This is a genomic window from Pseudomonas sp. Z18(2022) (assembly GCF_036346535.1).
Taxonomy (GTDB): Bacteria; Pseudomonadota; Gammaproteobacteria; order Pseudomonadales; family Pseudomonadaceae; genus Aquipseudomonas; species Aquipseudomonas yamanorum_A.
Window position 1 is genome coordinate 1 of the sequence record NZ_JAOTOA010000009.1, and the last position, 17,313, is coordinate 17,313.

Here is a 17,313-nt window from a genome sequence, read left to right on the forward strand (position 1 = left end):
GGCGAATTATAGACAGATATAAAACGCCGTCAACAGTTAATTTCAGGTTTATTCGGATTTAAGCGTAATACGCGCAAATGCCTTCTTGCCGGCCTGGCAAACGTGGGTCGCGCCCAGTTCGTATATAAAGGTGCGATCGACAACCTCACCATCTATACGCACACCACCGGAACCCAGAAGGTCGCGCGCCACTGCCGAGTTCTTCACCAGGCCCGCCTTATTAAGGACAGCAGCGATTGGCATTGCCTCGCCAGCAGTCAATTCGATCTCAGGCAAATCATCCGGCAGCTCGCCATCCTTCATACGGTTACCCGCAGCACGATGAGCACTGGCAGCAGCCTCTTCGCCATGGAAACGCGCCACGATCTCTTCAGCGAGCTTGATCTTCACGTCCCGCGGATTCGCACCCGCCTCTACATCGGCACGCAATGCATTGATCTCATCCATCGAGCGGAAGCTCAACAGCTCGAAGTAACGCCACATCAGCGCATCGGGAATCGAGACGAGCTTGCCGTACATCACACCCGGCGCTTCCTGGATACCTACATAGTTACCCAGAGACTTGGACATCTTCTTGACGCCATCCAACCCCTCCAGCAACGGCATGGTCAGAATGCATTGAGCTTCTTGCCCATACGCACGCTGCAGCTCACGCCCCATCAGCAGGTTGAACTTCTGATCGGTACCGCCCAACTCGACATCGGCACGCAACGCCACCGAGTCATACCCCTGAACCAGCGGGTACAGGAACTCATGGATAGCGATCGGCTGATTGGTGGAGTAGCGCTTGTCGAAGTCATCGCGCTCAAGCATGCGAGCAACGGTGTACTGGGACGTCAGACGAATGAAGTCCGCGGGCCCCATCTGATCCATCCAGGTGGAGTTGAACGCCACCTCGGTCTTGGCCGGATCAAGAATCTTGAAGACCTGGGTCTTGTAGGTCTCGGCGTTATCGAGAACCTGCTCACGAGTCAGCGGCGGACGCGTCGCGCTCTTGCCGCTCGGGTCGCCGATCATCCCGGTGAAGTCACCTATAAGGAAGATCACCTGATGCCCCAGCTCCTGGAACTGACGCAGCTTATTAATAAGCACGGTATGCCCAAGGTGCAGATCCGGCGCCGTCGGATCAAAGCCAGCCTTAATACGCAGGGGCTGGCCACGCTTGAGCTTTTCGATCAGCTCAGCTTCAACCAACAGTTCTTCCGCACCACGTTTGATCAGCGCTAGCTGCTCTTCAACCGACTTCATAACAGACCCGCAAGGCTCAGATTCAAAAGGGAACCAACCATACAAGATCAGGGACTAATTACAAGTTTTGCCCTGCGCACGGACACCGTTCAGCAAGCCTAGCGTTCGCAAGCTTGCACCACAGATGATTTGGTTATATTTTATACAGTTATTTCATCTTCATCATGTCATTCATCTTTTCCAATTCATCTTTTCAAAGTCAAAATTACTTATGACCACAGAACCGTCTAAAGCGCCGCCGCTTTACCCGAAGACCCACCTGCTCGCCGCAAGTGGGATCGCCGCCCTTCTGAGCCTGGCACTCCTGGTATTCCCTTCCAGCGATGTAGAAGCCAAACGAACGACACTGAGCCTTGACCTTGAAAGTCCGGTTGAGCAACTGACACAAGATCAAGACGCTTCCGACGCACTACAAGCCACAAATGGCGCCGCAGAATCGCCGTTTGCCCAGATCGAAAACAGCGCCGAAGACACCCCAGAGACCGCACAGGCCACGCCGGCGGTAGAAGCACCGAAGAACCCGCTACACCGGGAAGTCATTGTTGCCAAAGGCGACACCCTGTCGACCCTGTTCGAAAAGGTCGGTCTTCCCGCCGCGACAGTTAACGATGTACTGGCAAGCGACAAGCAGGCCAAGCAGTTCACCCAGCTCAAGCACGGCCAGAAGCTTGAATTCGAGTTCACCCCCGACGGCCAGTTGAACAACCTGCACAGTAGCGTCAGCGACCTGGAAAGCATCACGCTGACCAAGGGCGCCAAGGGCTTTGCGTTCAATCGAGTCACGACCAAGCCAGTCATGCGCTCTGCGTATGTACACGGAGTGATCAACAGCTCTTTGTCGCAATCCGCCGCCCGCGCCGGTTTGTCCCACAGCATGACCATGGATATGGCCAGCGTGTTTGGCTACGACATCGACTTCGCCCAGGACATTCGCCAGGGTGACGAATTCGACGTGATCTACGAGCAGAAGGTCGCCAACGGAAAGGTCGTAGGCACTGGCAACATCCTTTCGGCGCGGTTCACCAACCGTGGCAAGACCTACACCGCAGTGCGCTACACCAACAAACAAGGCAACAGCAGCTACTACACCGCCGACGGCAACAGCATGCGCAAGGCTTTCATCCGTACTCCGGTTGACTTCGCCCGTATTAGCTCGCGTTTCTCGATGGGTCGCAAGCATCCAATTCTGAACAAAATTCGCGCACACAAAGGCGTCGACTACGCCGCGCCACGTGGTACGCCAATCAAGGCTGCCGGTGACGGCAAGGTATTGCTCGCCGGTCGCCGTGGTGGCTATGGCAACACCGTGATCATCCAACACGGCAACACGTACCGTACGCTGTATGGCCATATGCAAGGTTTTGCCAAAGGTGTGCAGACGGGCAGTAACGTCAAGCAAGGCCAGGTGATCGGCTACATCGGCACCACCGGCCTGTCTACCGGCCCGCACCTGCACTACGAGTTCCAGGTCAACGGCGTGCACGTCGACCCACTGGGCCAGAAGCTGCCAATGGCCGATCCAATCGCCAAGGCCGAGCGCGCACGCTTCCTGCAGCAGAGCCAGCCACTGATGGCCCGCATGGATCAGGAGCGCTCCACTCTCCTGGCCTCGGCGAAACGCTAAGCCATGTCGCTCTATATAGGTGTGATGTCCGGGACCAGCCTTGATGGCCTGGACATTGCGCTGATCGAGCAGGCGCCGGCGATCAAGCTGATCGCCACCCACTACATCCCCATGCCTGAATCCCTGCGTTCCAAGCTGCTTGGCCTTTGCGCCAGCGGCCCGGACGAGATTGCCCGTTCGGCAATCGCCCAGCATAACTGGGTGACACTCGCCGCCCAGGGTATTCATGCCCTGCTGGATCAGCAGAAACTCAAAGCCCAGGACATTCGTGCGATTGGCAGTCACGGGCAAACCATTCGCCACGAACCTGCACGGGGCTTTACCGTACAGATCGGCAACCCGGCGCTGCTCACCGAGTTGACCGGAATCACCGTCGTCAGTGACTTCCGCAGCCGCGATGTCGCCGCCGGCGGGCAAGGCGCTCCGCTGGTGCCCGCCTTTCATGAGGCATTGTTTGGCGAGCGTACGGGCAACCGCGCCGTGCTGAACGTCGGCGGCTTCAGTAATCTCAGCTTGATCGAGACTGGCAAACCGGTCGCCGGCTTTGACTGCGGCCCGGGGAATGTCCTGCTCGATGCCTGGATCCTGCAGCAACGCGGCGAGAACTTTGACCGCGATGGCCAGTGGGCAGCCGGCGGAAACGTTGAGCCACAGCTACTCCAGGCATTACTCGGCGACCCATTCTTCGTGACCAAAGGGCCAAAAAGCACTGGGCGCGAAGTCTTCAACCTGGGATGGCTGGAACATCACTTGGGCCGATTACCGTCATTCGCGGCCCAAGACGTGCAGGCCACGCTGCTTGAGCTCACCGCCCTGACCATCGTCGAATCCCTGAAAACCGCCCAACCACAGACCGAAACCCTGCTGGTCTGCGGCGGTGGCGCCCACAACGCAACCTTGATGAACCGCCTGAGCACCTTGCTGCCCGCCACTCAAGTGAGCAGCACCGCCACCTACGGCGTAGACCCGGACTGGGTCGAGGCCATGGCCTTCGCCTGGCTGGCCCATTGCTGCCTCGAAGGCATCGCCGCCAACCGCCCCAGCGTCACCGGCGCCCGCGGGCTTCGCGTACTCGGCGCGATCTACCCCGCCTGAACCCCACACAGCAAAACGCCGCTTGGCCCTATCAAGGCCAAGCGGCGTTTTCACATCCGCTGTCGATCAGATCGAGAACGAAGACCCGCAACCACACGTGGTGGTTGCATTCGGGTTCTTGATCACGAAGCGCGAACCTTCCAGACCTTCCTGATAATCCACCTCGGCTCCTGCCAGGTACTGGAAGCTCATCGGATCCACGACCAGGCTTACGCCCTCGCGCTCAACGATGGTGTCGTCATCGGCCACGTCTTCATCGAAGGTGAAACCGTACTGAAACCCTGAACAACCGCCGCCCGTAACAAATACGCGCAGCTTCAAGCGATCATTACCCTCTTCATCGACCAGGCTCTTCACCTTGTGCGCAGCACCGTGGGTGAATTGCAAAGCCGTGGGGGTGAAGGATTCAACGCTCATGCTGATAATCTCCCGGCGTAGCGCCGCCATATGCGTGATGGCGGGCATTATCCGCTTCTCCTAGAAAAGCGGTCAACTATTGTTACGGTATATCAATCTGCGCAGCGGCCATTAAAAACACGAAAGGCCCGATCAACGGGCCTTTGCGCAACAGCAGAAAACTTACGGCAGCATGCCCGCGTGGGACAGGCCCAGCTTCTCGTCCAGGCCAAACAGGATGTTCATGTTCTGCACCGCCTGGCCCGAAGCACCCTTCACCAGGTTATCGATCACCGACAACACCACCACCAGGTCACCATCCTGTGGGCGGTGCACTGCAATACGGCACACGTTGGCACCACGCACGCTGCGGGTTTCCGGGTGGCTGCCCGCCGGCATCACGTCGACGAACGGTTCATTGGCATAGCGCTTTTCAAACAGCGCCTGCAGATCCACCGAGCGATCGACGACCGTTGCATACAGCGTTGAGTGGATCCCGCGAATCATCGGCGTCAGGTGCGGCACAAACGTCAGGCCGACATCCTTACCCGCCGCGCGACGCAGCCCCTGGCGAATTTCCGGCAAGTGGCGATGGCCTTTGACTGCATAGGCTTTCATGCTTTCCGACGTCTCGGAGTACAGCGAACCTACCGCTGCACCCCGACCCGCACCACTGACACCCGACTTGCAGTCAGCAATCAGGCGCGATGCATCCGCCAACCCGGCCTCCAGCAATGGCAGGAAACCCAACTGCGTGGCGGTCGGATAGCAACCCGGCACGGCGATCAGACGCGCCTGCTTGATCTGCTCGCGATTGACTTCCGGCAGGCCATACACCGCCTCTTCCAGCAACTCCGGCGCGCCGTGAGGCTGGCCGTACCACTTGGCCCACTCATCGGCGTCCTGCAGGCGGAAGTCTGCCGACAAGTCGATCACCTTGGTGCCAGCGGCCAGCAACTCGCCCGCCAGGGCGTGGGCCACACCGTGGGGCGTGGCGAAGAACACCACATCACACGCGCCCAGGGTCTTGATGTCCGGAACGCTGAACGCCAGGCCGTCATAGTGGCCTCGCAGGTTCGGGTACATGTCGGCCACAGCCAGGCCGGCCTCGGATCGGGAAGTGATCACCACCACCTCAGCTTGCGGATGCTGAGCCAACAAACGCAGCAATTCGACACCGGTGTAACCCGTGCCGCCGACGATACCGACCTTAACCATAAACCTGCCCTCAACGAACCCACTGGAAAGCCGTCGATAATAGGGTCCGTATCGTCCTGCGACAACCGTCAACGTGACGTGTAGACGCTTGAGCCACTACTATCTTCAGCTACCGTGAACCTGGGAATAACTAAAAATGCTTTATCTATGGGTCAAAGCCTTCCATATCATCAGCATCGTCTGCTGGTTTGCCGGGCTGTTCTACCTTCCGCGCCTGTTCGTCTACCACGCTCAAAGCGAGGACACCGTCAGCAAGGAACGCTTCAGCGTCATGGAGCGCAAGCTGTACCGCGGCATCATGGGCCCGGCAATGATTGCCAGCCTGGTGTTCGGTGGCTGGCTGATCTACCTCAACCCCGCCATCTTTCAATCCGGCGCCTGGATCCACGCCAAGTTGACCCTGGTAGTACTGCTGATCGGCTACCACCACATGTGCGGCGCACAGGTAAAACGTTTTGCCCGTGGCGAAAACACCCGCAGCCATGTCTTTTATCGCTGGTTCAATGAAGTGCCAGTTCTGATATTGCTGGCTATCGTAATTTTGGTCGTGGTCAAACCGTTCTAATTTCTATTACTCGGGGTACTTCCAATGTCGCTGCCCGCTTCGCTCGAACAAAATCTGCGCCTGCCTGTAGTGGCTGCGCCGATGTTTCTGATTTCCAACCCGCAACTGGTACTGGCCTGCTGCCGCAACGGGATCGTCGGGAGTTTCCCGGCGCTCAACCAGCGCGAAAGCAGCGGTTTCAAGGCGTGGCTGGAAGAGATCGAAGCGGGCCTGGCGCTGCTGGACAAGCCGGCGCCCTATGCGGTCAACCTGATCGTGCACAACAGCAACCCGCGTGTGGAAGCTGACCTGGCGATCTGCGTCGAACACAAGGTGCCGATCGTCATCACCAGCCTGGGCGCGGTGAAAGAATTGGTGGACGCCGTGCACAGCTACGGCGGCCTGGTATTCCACGACGTCACCACCCGGCGCCATGCCGAGAAAGCCGCTGAAGCCGGCGTCGACGGCCTGATCGCCGTCGCGGCGGGCGCCGGTGGCCACGCCGGTACCTGGAGCCCGTTTTCGCTGATTGCAGAGATTCGTCAGTTCTTCGACAAGACCCTGCTACTCGCCGGCTGCCTCAACCACGGCCACGAAATCCTCGCGGCACAACTACTCGGCGCCGACCTGGCCTATTTCGGCACCCGTTTTATCGGCACCACCGAAAGCCACGCCCCGGATGCTTATAAAGAGATGCTGCTCACATCGCGCGCCGCCGACATCGTGCACACTCCAGCCGTCTCCGGTGTGCCCGCAAGCTTCATGCGCCAGAGCCTGGAAAACGCCGGTTTCGACCTCGCTGCGCTGCAAGGCAAGGGCGAAGTCAATTTCGGCTCCAAGCTCAAGCCACTCAACGACGAGGCCAAAGCCTGGAAGACCGTATGGTCTGCCGGCCAGGGCGTCGGTGAGATAGATGATTTGCCCAGTGTCGATGAACTCGTGGCCCGCCTGGATGCCGAATACCGCAAGGCGCTCGAGCACGCGGCACAATTGCCTGAACGCTGGCCACGCTGACCCGCGATGTAAAGCCTGCTGATCGAAGCAGGCCTCCCCTATTTCAGTGACAAGGATGCCCGCATGAGCGACAACCGTTTCAAGATTGTGTTTGATGGCGCATTGCTCCCGGGCGTCGAGAGCACCACCGCCAAGCTGAACCTCGCCGAGCTGTTCAAAAGCGAAGTTGACGCGATAGAAAAACTCCTCACCGGCCGCCCTGTCGCCCTGAAACGCGACCTTTCCCGCGCCGATGCCGAAACCTACCTGCAAGCGCTGAAAAATGCCGGTGTCGACGCGCGCATAGAAGAAGAGCAGCCCGTCGCCTTCAGCCTTGCCGAAACCCACGAAACGGGCTCCGGCAGCTCGACCGATTACACAACCCCCGCCGCATCACCTTACGCCCCGCCCCGGGCCGCCGTCGGCGAGAACCTGCCGGAGTTTTCCACCCTTAAAGTATTCACCGTCAACGGCCGTATCGGGCGCTTGCGCTTCCTGGCGTGGACACTGGTATTGAGCGTGGTGATGCTGCTCGTCTCGGGCGCGTTCTTTACTGTCGGGCTGGGCATCGCCGCGGTGTCTCCGACGATTGCCATGGTCATTGGCTTTCTGGTCGGGATCGCCCTACTCGTGGCCGCCGTGTGGGTCAGCGTGCAGATCACCGTACAGCGCCTGCATGACCTGGGTTGGTCCGGCTGGCTGTGGTTCCTGCACCTGGTGCCGTTCGTAGGCAGCATCTTCCCGATTCTGCTGATGGTTCTCCCGGGCAATACCGGCGCCAACCAGTACGGCGCGCCACCGCCGCGCAACTCTACCGCGGTAAAAATCCTGTCCGCCCTGTGGCTGGCATTCATTCCGCTGATCTTTGCCGGCGCGGTGCTGGTGGGCATGAGCGGCTACCTGGATCAACTGGAAAGCGACGTAGGCGCCAGCTACGAAAGCAGCTCCATCAATTCCGATGACGACAGCGACCAGGCCACCGCCGTCGATGAAGTCGATGTGCAAAGTGCTGACGACACAGCCGAACCTGTAGACTCTACGCAACAGTGAAAAACGCCCGACGCCTGTGACGCCTCTGTCACAGGCCCGGTAGCGTTGCGATGGAGAAACGCATGACCCGTTACGCTCTGATCACCGGTGCCTCCAGCGGCATCGGCCTGGCCTTGGCCGAAGCACTGGCCCGTCGCGGCCGCAGCTTGATTCTGGTGGCCCGCCAGCGTGATCAGTTGGAAAGCATTGCAATCGAATTGACCCAACGCTTTGGCGTCGAGGTGCTGTTCCGCGCCTGCGACCTGGGCGAGCCCTTGCGCCTGTCCGGGTTCCTGCTGGAGCTTGAGGAGGGCGAACGGCAGATCGACCTGCTGGTCAACTGCGCCGGCATCGGCACCAGCGGCCCGTTCCTGGCACAGGACTGGATGACCGAGCAGGACCTGATGGAAGTCAACATCCTAGCCCTGACCCGCATGTGCCACGCTCTCGGCAATGCGATGGCCCTGCACGGCGGTGGGCAGATTCTCAACGTCGCATCGGTTGCTGCCTTCCAGCCGGGCCCCTGGATGAGCACCTACTACGCCAGCAAGGCCTACGTGCTGCACTTTTCCGAAGGCTTGCGCGAAGAACTCAAAACCTGTGGCATCAAGGTTTCCGTCCTCTGCCCCGGCCCGACCCGTACCGCGTTCTTCGGCACCGCACAAATGGACACCGCCAAACTGGACCGCAGCCAACAGCTGATGAGCCCGGAGGAAGTTGCGCTCTATACCGTGCGCGCCCTGGCCAAGAACAAAGCCATCATCATTCCCGGCCGGCGTAATCGCTGGCTGGCGTTCAGCCCGCGCTTCAGCCCGCGCTGGCTGACGCGCAAGATTGCCGGCGCCATCAACAAGGCCTATTGCCCGCGCTGACCCGCTGAGTACACTCACCTTGCACTTTCACAATGGAGAAACAGCTGTGGATACTCTGTTCACCAAGATCATCAACAGAGAAATACCCGCGAGAATCATCTACGAGGATGACCAGGTCCTGGCCTTCCACGACATCGCGCCAATGGCACCCGTGCATTTCCTGGTGATTCCGAAAAAGCCGATCCGTACCCTTAACGACCTCACCGAGGAAGACAAGGCGCTGGCCGGGCATATCCTGTTCACCGCCCAACGCCTGGCCGTTGAACAAGGCTGCGAAAAGGGCTTCCGTGTGGTGATGAACTGCAATGAAGATGGCGGGCAGACTGTTTATCACATCCATATGCATGTTCTGGGTCAGCGCCAGATGAACTGGCCGCCGGGCTGAGCACCATCTGTGGCGAGGGAGCTTGCTCCCGCTCGGTCGCGTAGCGGCCGCATAAAACCGGGAGCGCTGCGCACTCCAGCGGGAGCAAGCTCCCTCGCCACACAAGCAATTTGACCCAGCGCAAACGCTTCACCCTCTCTTGCGGTAAACTGGCCGCCGAGATTCTTCCCGGAGGTCAGCATGACTACCCAACGTCACTACTCGCCGATTGACCGTCTGTTGCTGCAAGCCGACACGGCCATGCGCACGCTGCTGCCATTCAGCGGCCAACCGCACCGCCCGTCGCCAGCCATCGTGCAGCCCGAAGCGCAAATGAGCGAGAGCGACACCCGCCACGTCGCCGGCCTGATGCGCATCAACCATACCGGCGAAGTCTGTGCTCAGGCGCTGTACCAGGGCCAGGCCCTGACCGCCAAGCTGCCGCAAGTGCGCGCCGCGATGGAACACGCCGCCGAAGAAGAAATTGACCATTTGGCCTGGTGCGAACAACGCATCCGCCAGTTGAACAGCCATCCCAGCGTGCTGAACCCGCTGTTCTACGGCCTGTCGTTTGGCATTGGGGCGGTGGCCGGGTTGATCAGCGACAAAGTCAGCCTGGGTTTTGTGGCCGCCACCGAGCATCAGGTGTGCAAACACCTCAACGAACACCTTGAGCAACTGCCGGCCGAGGACGAAAAATCCCGGGCGATTCTTGAGCAGATGCGCATAGATGAAGAGCATCACGCCGAAAGCGCGCTGGACGCCGGCGGCTTCCGCTTCCCGGCACCGGTGAAATTCGGCATGAGCCTGCTGGCCAAGGTCATGACCAAGAGCACTTACCGCATCTGAGGCCGGCCCTGTAGGAGCGAGCTTGCTCGCGAAAAACGCAAGAGCACCGCATTCATTCAGGATGTCCGCGTTATCGTTAACGCCCATCGCGAGCAAGCTTGCTCCTACAAAAAACCAGAAAGGGCGCTTTTTAGCGCCCTTTCTTTTTGCCTGCTGATTGAGGAATCAGCCCAACTCAATGATCTCGTAGTCATGAGTAATGGCAACGCCCGCAGCGCCCAGCATGATCGAGGCCGAGCAGTACTTCTCGGCCGACAGCTCAATGGCACGCTTGACCTGGGCTTCTTTCAACGACCGGCCCTTGACCACGAAATGCATGTGGATCTTGGTAAATACCTTGGGGTCTTCGGTGGCACGCTCGGCTTCCAGGAACGCTTCGCAGCTTTCCACCGCCTGTCGGGACTTCTTCAAGATGCTGACCACGTCGAAATTGCTGCAACCGCCTACACCAAGCAGGAGCATTTCCATCGGGCGTACGCCCAGGTTGCGGCCACCGGCCTCCGGCGGGCCATCCATGACCACCACGTGGCCACTGCCCGACTCACCGAGGAACATGGCTTCGCCCGCCCATTGGATGCGTGCCTTCATCGCCCAGACTCCACTGCTAAAAAAGGGTCGCCAGCTTAGCACAGGGTTTTGGGGCGGCAGAGTTTCCCATGAAAGCGATCAACAGCAGGGTTTGCCGGGTAAATTCCCTAATGTAGTCAGAATGTGTCTGTTAAGCTGGCGCCAAATCAATGGCGCATTGCCATCCATTGGATGATGTAGCTTAGCCGTTGATCGCGCTGGATAAAAAAACAAGCTCAACAACACCGTGCAGTCTTTTCGGGATACAACCATGGTTGCTATTACTCCCACACCCAAAATCAAGAACCTCGACAAACTGCTGATGCATTGTCAGCGCCGGCGTCATCCGGCCAAGCACAACATCATCTGCGCGGGCGAGCGCTCGGAATCCCTGTTCTTCATTATCAAAGGCTCAGTCACCATCCTGATCGAGGATGACGATGGCCGCGAAATGATCATCGCCTACCTCAACACCGGTGATTTCTTCGGTGAACTCGGACTTTTCGAACAAGCCGGCAAGGAACAGCAGCGCAGTGCCTGGGTGCGGGCCAAGGTCGAATGCGAAGTCGCCGAGATCAGCTATGCGAAGTTTCGCGAATTGGCCCAGCAGGATCCCGACATTCTGTATGCCCTGAGCGGGCAGATCGCCCAGCGCCTGCGCGACACCACGCGCAAGGTCGGCGACCTGGCGTTCTTTGACGTCACCGGCAGGGTCGCCCGCTGCCTGTTGGAACTGTGCAAGCAACCGGACGCCATGACCCATCCCGACGGGATGCAGATCAAGATCACCCGCCAGGAAATCGGCCGGATCGTGGGTTGCTCAAGGGAAATGGTAGGCCGGGTGCTCAAGGACCTGGAAGAACGCAACCTGGTCCATGTCAAAGGCAAGACCATGGTGGTGTACGGCACTCGCTAAACCGGCAGGAAGCTCGCCAGCATCTGCCGGTACAACGCATCGAGCCGGGCAATCGCGTCAGGCGCAGCGAAGGCTTCGTGCAAGGCAATGTGGCTTTCGGCGCGCACCCGCTGTTCCAGGCCACACGCTTCATTGAAGCGATTGACCGCAGCGATCAGCTCGACGCGATCGTCATCCAGCAGTAACGCACCGTGCACCAATCCCACCGGGCGCCCGCCACTTTGGCGCCAGCGTTGGGCGGTACCGACCATTTTGCGGCCATCGAGGTTGACGTTATAGCGACCGTCGCAAAACGCACCGTCAATCTCGCCCACCGAGGCATTGCCACCCAACTCGATCAGCAGGTCGCAAATCGGTTGGCACAAACGCTGGTAACCGGTTTCGATGCGACCTTGGTCACCTTCACTGCGCGGCGGCGCATAGACCAGCGCGATGTTGACCGTGGCCGCCGATTGCGGAACCGGCTCGCCGCCGGTTTCCCGCAACAGCACCGGCCAACCGGCGTCGGCCGACACCTGGCTGGCCGTCTCGAATGCCGGAAGCCGGCTCAGGCGACGGGGCATCACCAAAGCCTGATCATTCGGTTGCCAGAACAATAGGCCGAACGGCTGCTCACCCGCGCAGACCGCGGCGAGCAAATCCTGCTCGGCCTTAAGGCCGGCCTCGACCGTCATCGCCACCGGCTGGGTCATCATCAATCCAGGGTCGAGCCGCTGACGGCGACGCCACGTTCCGGGAAGAACAGGCGCTGCAGTTCAGCCCCCGGGTTCTCGGCGCGCATGAAGGTTTCGCCCACCAGGAACGAATACACGCCGCTGATTTCCATCAGCTCCACATCCGCACGATTGACGATGCCGCTTTCGGTAATCACCAACCGGTCACGCGGGATACGCGGCAACAGGTCCAGGGTATTTTCCAGGCTGACTTCAAAGGTGTGCAGGTTGCGGTTGTTGACGCCCACCAACGGTGTGTCGAGGGTTTTCAGCGCGCGCTCCAGCTCATCACCGTCATGCACTTCAACCAGCACGTCGAGGCCGACGCTTTTGGCCACGGCAGCCAGTTCGGCCATCTTCACGTCATCCAGTGCGGAGACGATCAGCAGCACGCAATCGGCGCCCAGCGCACGGGCTTCGATGATCTGGTACGGGTCAACCATGAAGTCCTTGCGGATCACCGGCAGCGAGCACGCCGCGCGGGCTTGCTGCAGGTACAGGTCGGAACCCTGGAAATAGTCGATATCGGTCAGCACCGAAAGGCACGTCGCACCGCCCTTCTCATAGCTCTTGGCAATGTCTTCAGGGATGAAGATCTCGCGAATCACGCCCTTGCTCGGCGAAGCTTTTTTGATTTCAGCGATGACGGCCGGCTGCTTGTCCTTGGCCTGCTTGATCAGCGCATTGGCAAAACCGCGGGGCGCATCAGCGCTTTTCGCCAGGCCTTCCAGCTCGGCCAGGCTGACACGGGCACGGCGCTCGGCGACTTCCTCTGCCTTGCGGGCGAGGATTTTTTCCAGAACGGTCGGAACACTCATCCTTCATTCTCCACTTTGAACACCGCAGTAAACGCACCCAGTTCTTCGAGCTTTTCACGCGCCAGCCCGGTGTGCAACGCATCATGAGCGAGGGCGACGCCCTCTTTAAGACTGTAGGCGTGATCTGCGGCATACAGCGCCGCACCGGCGTTGAGCACAATCATTTCTGCGGCTTTCTGGCCGTTTTCGGTCTTGCGACGCCCCAGGGCATCGCGAATCAATTCAAGGGAGGCCGCCGGGCTTTCCACCGCCAGGCCGTGCAGGCTCTGGCTTTTCATGCCGAGGTCTTCAGGCTCGACCCAATACTCGGTGACCTGGTCATCCTTCAGCTCCGCCACGAAGGTCGGTGCCGCCAGGCTGAATTCGTCCAGGCCGTCCTTGGAATGCACCACCAGCACGTGCTTGCTGCCCAGGCGCTGCAACACTTCGGCCAATGGCCGGCACAACGCCTGGCTGAACACGCCCACCACCTGATGCTTCACGCCGGCCGGATTCGTAAGCGGGCCGAGCATGTTGAACAGGGTGCGCAAGCCCAGATCTTTACGTGGGCCGGCGGCGTGTTTCATAGCCCCGTGATGGGACTGGGCAAACATAAAGCCGATACCGACGTTATCAATGCAACGCGCCACTTGTACCGGGGTCAGGTTCAGGTAGATGCCTGCGGCTTCCAGCAAGTCGGCGCTGCCGCTTTTACCCGACACCGCACGGTTACCGTGCTTGGCCACGGTGCAGCCGGCAGCTGCCACCACGAAGGAAGAAGCCGTCGACACGTTGAAGATATTCGCACCGTCGCCGCCGGTGCCGACCACGTCGACCACACCGTCGAGGGTCTTGAGCTCGACCTTGTCGGCCAGCTCGCGCATCACCGACACGGCGCCGACGATTTCGTCGATGCTCTCACTCTTCATGCGCATTGCCATCATGAACGCGCCAATCTGTGCGTCGGTGCATTGACCGGTCATGATCTCGCGCATCACATCGCTCATTTCAGCGGTGCTCAGGTCCAGATGGCCGACGATACGGCTCAGGGCAGTCTTGATATCCATGAAAAGTCCTTAGCGCGTGCCGCCGCTCTGCTTGAGAAAGTTAGCGAACAGCTCGTAGCCCTGCTCGGTCAAAATCGATTCCGGGTGAAATTGCACCCCTTCCACGTTCAATGTCTTGTGACGCAGGCCCATGATCTCGTCGACGGAGCCGTCTTCCAGTTGGGTCCAGGCCGTCAGCTCAAGGCACTCGGGCAGGGTTTCACGCTTGACCACCAACGAGTGATAACGGGTCACCGTCACCGGCAGGTTCAAGCCGTGGAATACGCCCTGGTCCTTGTGAAATACCGGGCTGGTCTTGCCGTGCATCACCTGGCGGGCGCGAACCACGTCGCCGCCGAATGCCTGGCCGATGGACTGATGGCCCAGGCACACGCCCAGGATCGGCAACTTGCCGGCGAAGAACTTGATGGCTTCCAGGGAAATACCCGCTTCGGTCGGGGTGCACGGGCCTGGGGAAACGACGATGCGTTCAGGGTTCAACGCGGCGATCTGGGCCACGGTCAATTCGTCGTTGCGCACCACCTTGACCTCGGCGCCAAGCTCGCCCAGGTACTGCACAACGTTGTAGGTAAAGGAGTCGTAGTTATCAATCATCAGCAACATGTGGGTTAAAACCTCTTGAATTCACTGACTTCTAATGACGGCCTTCCAAGGGAGTGACCCGCTGCCAGACGCACTTTCCGGTTGCCGGGGTTGGCCGGCAAGGGGCGTCGAACAAAGGGTGAAGAAGGCAAATCGGTACAGGTCCGGCGTGGCCGGTAGAGAAAAGTTAGGCGCGCCAACGCCAACGGGCGTGTGCCTTGACTACTCGCATCAAGAGTTTGCTGATGATCAACACGGGGAGGGTCTCATTCATACGTCCAAGCACAGTAACGTAGCCTCGCCAGCGGTGCAATATGGCGCCGCAAATACGGGGGAAACTGCCTGCCCGATAATTGGCGTCAATTTTTTCAGAACCCTTGGGAGGTCGCTACAGTCATAGTGCAGACAAAAAAATAAAATCATGGACGGACTCATGACCAAAAAGCCCTACTTCGCCCCACTCGTCGGCTGCCTGTTAACTCTGGCTTGCTCCCAGGCGTTCGCCGCACCATCGCCCTACTCGACCATGATCGTGTTCGGCGACAGCCTGGCTGATGCCGGGACTTTCGCAGACCCTGGCGCCCCCGGCTCAACCTATCGCTTCACCAACCGCACCGGCCCGCAATACTTTGACGGCAGCGGCGAAAGCACTTCGCTGATCTCCTCGACGTTATTGGGCGGCAAGCTGGGGGTTGCCCCGGGCGACCTGAATGCCTCCACCTCCCCGGAACGCGCTGCGCAGGGCCAGGCAGACGGCAATAACTGGGCGGTCGGCGGCTACACCACTCAGCAGATCTACGATGCCATCACCGGCAACTCCACCGTCACCGACAGCGACACCGGGCAGGTGCTGCGTACACGTCCCGGATACCTCGCATCAACGGGCGGCCGAGCCGACCCCAACGCGCTGTACTTTCTCTCCGGCGGCGGTAATGACTTCCTCGACGGCCTGGTGCTCAGCCCCGATCAGGCGTCAGCCGCAGCCGGACGCCTGGCCAACAGCGCCCTGGCCCTGCAACAGGCTGGGGCCCGTTATGTGATGGTGTGGATGCTGCCGGACCTGGGCCTTACACCTGCCGTCAATGGCACGCCGCTCCAAGGCACCGTCAGCGCCCTGGCTGGCGTCTTCAACCAGACATTGGTCCAGCGCCTGTCACAAATAGATGCACAGATCATCCCGCTGAACATTCCGTTGCTGCTCAAGGAAACCTTCGCCGACCCTGGGCGCTTTGGCTTTGCCACCGACCAGAATCTCAACCAGACCTGCTTCAGCGGCACCACCTGCCGGAACCCCGTGTACGGCGTCGGCGGCACCAACCCAGACCCGACCAAGCTGATTTACAACGACACCGTCCACCCCACCGAAGCCGGCCAGGTATTGATCGCCGACTACGCCTATTCGCTGCTCGCCGCCCCCTGGGAAATCACCCTGCTGCCGGAAATGGCCCAAGGCACCTTGCGTGCCCACCAGGATGAATTGCGCAATCAATGGCAAGCCGACTCCGGCAACTGGCAGGCCGTGGGCCAATGGCGGGCAATTGTCGCCGCCGGCGGCCAGCACCTGGACTTCGACGACCAAAACAGCTCGGCCAGCGGTGACGGCAGCGGCTACAACCTGAACATCGGCGGCAGTTACCGCCTCAACGAGGCCTGGCGCGTCGGCGTGGCAGCGGGCTTCTATCGCCAGACCCTTGAGGCCGGCGCCAGCGATTCGGACTACAAGCTCAACAGCTACATGGGCACGGCCTTCGCCCAGTACCAACAGAATCACTGGTGGGCGGATGCAGCATTGACGGGCGGCAAGCTGGACTTCGACAACCTCAAGCGCAAGTTCGCCCTGGGCGTCAGCGAAGGCACCGAGAAAGGCGACACTGACGGCTGGTTGTGGGCCCTGAGCGGCCGCGTGGGGTACGACATCGCCCAGCCGGGCAGCGACTGGCACCTGTCACCGTTCATCAGCGCCGACTATGCGCGGGTAGAGGTGAATGGTTACTCAGAGAAAGACGCACGCTCCACCGCGCTGACGTTTGACGATCAACAGCGCGACTCCAAACGCTTGGGCGTGGGGTTGCAAGGCAGCTATCGCGTCACGCCGCAAACCCTGGTGTTTGGCGAAGTCGCCCACGAGCATGAGTTTGAAAACGATACGCAGCGGGTGGGCATGTCGCTTAACAGCGTGCCGGGGATCAATTTCAAACTGGACGGCTACACGCCACGCACCAATTCAGATCGCCTGAGCCTGGGGGTCAGTCAGCGATTGACCAAGGAGCTGGTGTTGAGCGCCGCGTATAACGTGAGGAAGGATGACAATTTGACCCAGCAAGGGGTGAGTGTCGGGGTGAGCCTGGATTTCTGAGCCGATCTAACATCCCCCACAAAACAACTGTGGGAGCTGGCTTGCCTGCGATAGCGGTAGATCAGTCAACTAATCTATCGACT

18 protein-coding genes are annotated in these 17,313 nt (G+C 59.9%); 10 read left to right on the top strand and 8 right to left on the bottom strand.

The genetic code is table 11. The features are described 5' to 3' along the window. Positions 1-48: 48 nt before the first annotated feature. Positions 49-1,248 (bottom strand): tyrosine--tRNA ligase, encoded by a 1,200-nt coding sequence (gene tyrS, locus V3W39_RS18605; protein WP_076962201.1) that lies wholly within the window; start codon positions 1,246-1,248, stop codon positions 49-51. 211 nt (positions 1,249-1,459) lie between these two features. Here tyrS and V3W39_RS18610 point away from each other — a divergent pair, with 211 nt between their 5' ends. Next, positions 1,460-2,872, top strand: a complete 1,413-nt coding sequence (locus V3W39_RS18610; protein ID WP_177112627.1) for a peptidoglycan DD-metalloendopeptidase family protein — start codon at positions 1,460-1,462, stop codon at positions 2,870-2,872. Between the two features lie 3 nt (positions 2,873-2,875). Then, entirely contained in the window at positions 2,876-3,967 is a 1,092-nt protein-coding gene (locus V3W39_RS18615; protein ID WP_330213101.1) for an anhydro-N-acetylmuramic acid kinase, read from the top strand. 66 nt (positions 3,968-4,033) lie between these two features. Here the strand turns inward: V3W39_RS18615 and erpA are convergent, their stop codons facing one another. Both erpA and argC read right to left on the bottom strand, forming a co-directional pair. Then, complete coding sequence (gene erpA / locus V3W39_RS18620) at positions 4,034-4,384, bottom strand: iron-sulfur cluster insertion protein ErpA (protein ID WP_003176443.1); 351 nt, start codon at positions 4,382-4,384, stop codon at positions 4,034-4,036. Positions 4,385-4,546: 162 nt separating this feature from the next. Further along, on the bottom strand, positions 4,547-5,581 hold the full coding sequence (argC, locus tag V3W39_RS18625) for an N-acetyl-gamma-glutamyl-phosphate reductase (RefSeq protein WP_010206935.1): 1,035 nt from the start codon (positions 5,579-5,581) through the stop codon (positions 4,547-4,549). Positions 5,582-5,717: 136 nt separating this feature from the next. Between argC and hemJ the strand changes: the two genes are divergently transcribed. The 6 genes from hemJ (at position 5,718) to coq7 (ending at position 10,232) form a co-directional block, all read left to right on the top strand. Next, a complete protein-coding gene (gene hemJ, locus V3W39_RS18630) occupies positions 5,718-6,146 on the top strand; it encodes a protoporphyrinogen oxidase HemJ (RefSeq protein ID WP_177043271.1) in 429 nt (142 codons plus the stop codon). 24 nt (positions 6,147-6,170) lie between these two features. Continuing rightward, positions 6,171-7,139: an NAD(P)H-dependent flavin oxidoreductase gene (locus V3W39_RS18635; protein ID WP_177043270.1), complete on the top strand. Its 969-nt coding sequence runs from the start codon at positions 6,171-6,173 to the stop codon at positions 7,137-7,139. Positions 7,140-7,202: 63 nt separating this feature from the next. Next, complete coding sequence (locus V3W39_RS18640) at positions 7,203-8,168, top strand: DUF805 domain-containing protein (protein ID WP_330213102.1); 966 nt, start codon at positions 7,203-7,205, stop codon at positions 8,166-8,168. Positions 8,169-8,230: 62 nt separating this feature from the next. Continuing rightward, positions 8,231-9,019 (top strand): SDR family NAD(P)-dependent oxidoreductase, encoded by a 789-nt coding sequence (locus V3W39_RS18645; RefSeq protein WP_177079319.1) that lies wholly within the window; start codon positions 8,231-8,233, stop codon positions 9,017-9,019. 46 nt (positions 9,020-9,065) lie between these two features. Then, positions 9,066-9,404 carry a histidine triad nucleotide-binding protein gene (locus tag V3W39_RS18650; protein ID WP_010167221.1) on the top strand — a complete coding sequence of 113 codons (339 nt, stop codon included), beginning with the start codon at positions 9,066-9,068 and terminating at the stop codon, positions 9,402-9,404. Between the two features lie 180 nt (positions 9,405-9,584). Next, a complete protein-coding gene (coq7, locus tag V3W39_RS18655) occupies positions 9,585-10,232 on the top strand; it encodes a 2-polyprenyl-3-methyl-6-methoxy-1,4-benzoquinone monooxygenase (RefSeq protein ID WP_177043267.1) in 648 nt (215 codons plus the stop codon). A gap of 165 nt (positions 10,233-10,397) precedes the next feature. Here the strand turns inward: coq7 and V3W39_RS18660 are convergent, their stop codons facing one another. Then, positions 10,398-10,820 carry an OsmC family protein gene (locus tag V3W39_RS18660; protein ID WP_177043266.1) on the bottom strand — a complete coding sequence of 141 codons (423 nt, stop codon included), beginning with the start codon at positions 10,818-10,820 and terminating at the stop codon, positions 10,398-10,400. Positions 10,821-11,070: 250 nt separating this feature from the next. On the opposite strand from V3W39_RS18660, the gene crp reads away from it, so the two are divergent. Then, the gene (gene crp, locus V3W39_RS18665; RefSeq protein WP_010167230.1) at positions 11,071-11,715 is read left to right on the top strand and encodes a cAMP-activated global transcriptional regulator CRP; all 645 of its coding nucleotides are present in this window, start codon (positions 11,071-11,073) and stop codon (positions 11,713-11,715) included. On the opposite strand, the gene V3W39_RS18670 is transcribed toward crp, so the two are convergent. The 4 genes from V3W39_RS18670 to V3W39_RS18685 are packed head-to-tail and all read right to left on the bottom strand — an operon-like array spanning position 11,712 to position 14,895. Continuing rightward, complete coding sequence (locus V3W39_RS18670; protein WP_177121897.1) at positions 11,712-12,410, bottom strand: lipoate--protein ligase family protein; 699 nt, start codon at positions 12,408-12,410, stop codon at positions 11,712-11,714. The genes crp and V3W39_RS18670 overlap by 4 nt on opposite strands. Further along, complete coding sequence (trpC, locus tag V3W39_RS18675) at positions 12,410-13,246, bottom strand: indole-3-glycerol phosphate synthase TrpC (protein ID WP_330213103.1); 837 nt, start codon at positions 13,244-13,246, stop codon at positions 12,410-12,412. Before trpC ends, V3W39_RS18670 begins: the two co-directional genes overlap by 1 nt. Continuing rightward, a complete protein-coding gene (gene trpD, locus V3W39_RS18680) occupies positions 13,243-14,292 on the bottom strand; it encodes an anthranilate phosphoribosyltransferase (protein ID WP_017476335.1) in 1,050 nt (349 codons plus the stop codon). The genes trpC and trpD overlap by 4 nt, the downstream gene beginning before the upstream one ends. A gap of 9 nt (positions 14,293-14,301) precedes the next feature. Beyond that, positions 14,302-14,895 (bottom strand): aminodeoxychorismate/anthranilate synthase component II, encoded by a 594-nt coding sequence (locus tag V3W39_RS18685; RefSeq protein ID WP_177112621.1) that lies wholly within the window; start codon positions 14,893-14,895, stop codon positions 14,302-14,304. Between the two features lie 412 nt (positions 14,896-15,307). On the opposite strand from V3W39_RS18685, the gene estP reads away from it, so the two are divergent. Further along, complete coding sequence (estP, locus tag V3W39_RS18690; protein WP_330213104.1) at positions 15,308-17,230, top strand: esterase EstP; 1,923 nt, start codon at positions 15,308-15,310, stop codon at positions 17,228-17,230. Positions 17,231-17,313: the final 83 nt, after the last annotated feature.